The 1,309-nt window shown below is 66.2% G+C and carries 2 protein-coding genes; both read right to left on the bottom strand.

Annotated features, from left to right (window positions below; genetic code table 11):
* Positions 1 to 31: 31 nt before the first annotated feature.
* Positions 32 to 931 (bottom strand): IS3 family transposase, encoded by a 900-nt coding sequence (locus ACIBB8_RS37945; protein ID WP_398959981.1) that lies wholly within the window; start codon positions 929 to 931, stop codon positions 32 to 34.
* Between the two features lie 29 nt (positions 932 to 960).
* Entirely contained in the window at positions 961 to 1,257 is a 297-nt protein-coding gene (locus ACIBB8_RS37940; RefSeq protein ID WP_266991198.1) for a transposase, read from the bottom strand.
* Between the last annotated feature and the right edge of the window lie 52 nt (positions 1,258 to 1,309).

Genomic DNA, 1,309 nt, shown 5'->3' with positions numbered 1-1,309 from the left:
TGTCAATCCCCTGGAAACGTAGAGGCCTTCCTTACGCGGCTTGGTCCTTCTGGTGGTGCTCGGCTCGTGCTTCGCTGATGGTGCGTTCGAACTCGATTGGCGGTAGGCCGGCGGCCCCGCTGTGGCGGCGGCGCGGGTTGTAGAAGTCCGTGATCCAGGTGGCGATCTTCAGCCGGGCCTCGGCGCGGGTGGCGAACTGGTTGCGGTGGATGTACTCGACCTTGATCAGCGAGTTGAACGACTCGGCGGCGGCGTTGTCCAGGGCTGATCCCACGCGCCCCATGGACTGCACCACGCCTAGCCTGTCGCACAGGTTGTTGTAGGCCTCGCTGGTGTACTCGCTTCCGCGATCGCTGTGAAAGATCACGCCGTCCACATCACCACCGCGGACAGCGGCCGCCATCTGCAGCGACGCTCCGACCAGCGCGGCGTCGTGGTGCGATCCCATCGCGTAGCCGAGCAGGCGACGTGAGAACAGATCCAGGACCGTGGCGAGGTAGAGCTTGCCCTCACCGGTCTCGATCTCGGTCATGTCGCCGACCCACAGCACGTCGGGTGCGACCGCGTCGAATCGGCGATGCACCAGGTCAGGGGCGGCTCTTCGCTTGCCCTGACGGGTAAGCGAGCGTCGCCTGCGGGGCGGCTTACGGCCCTGCAGTCCCAGGTCGGCCATGATCTCGGCGACCGTGTTCACCGAGACCTGCCAGCCCTCGGCCCACAGGTCCAGGGTGACCCGCGGGGAGCCGTAGGTATCGCCCGACTCGCGGAAGAAATACGTGATCCTCTCCTCCAGCTGCCTCCTCCTGGCCTCGCGCTTCGTGGGCTCGGACGGTCGGCGGCGCCACTTGTAGAACCACGCCTCGGATACCCCGAGAGCGCGGCAGGCGACGGTGTGCGGGATGTCGTACTCGGTCCTCTGGTCGCTGATCACCCCAACGAGCAACGCCGGGTCCCCCTCAGCTACTTCACCCAAAGGACCATGCAGCGTTTGAGGACGTCACGCTCCATCTCGAGCTCCCTGATCCGCTTGTTCTTCTCCGCGTCCTGCCTGCGCAGCCGGGCCAGTTCCTCGCGCTCGGGCACACTCAGCGTCCCGTCCCCGCCGGCCTTCTTAGCCCTCGACACCCAGGTGCTCAGGGTGGTCTCGTTGATCCCCAGGTCCTTCGCGACCTGCGCGATCGGCCGACCGGTCTCGGAGACGATCCGCACAGCCCCCTCACGGAACTCCGCGTCGAACTTTCGTCGCTTCTCTGCCATGACCCCCAACTTCCCCTGCAGTCACGGCCTCTACGCTACGAGGGGATGGTCA

It is taken from the genome of Streptomyces sp. NPDC051286 (assembly GCF_044455345.1).
Classification (GTDB): domain Bacteria; phylum Actinomycetota; class Actinomycetes; order Streptomycetales; family Streptomycetaceae; genus Streptomyces.
Note: the sequence above shows the minus strand (reverse complement) of the source record. Positions and strands in the feature narration are given on the sequence as shown.

Coding starts and splice junctions, on each gene's coding strand:
- ACIBB8_RS37940 (WP_266991198.1), bottom strand. CDS start 1,257: ATGGCAGAGAAGCGACGAAAGTTCGACGCGGAGTTCCGTGAGGGGGCT.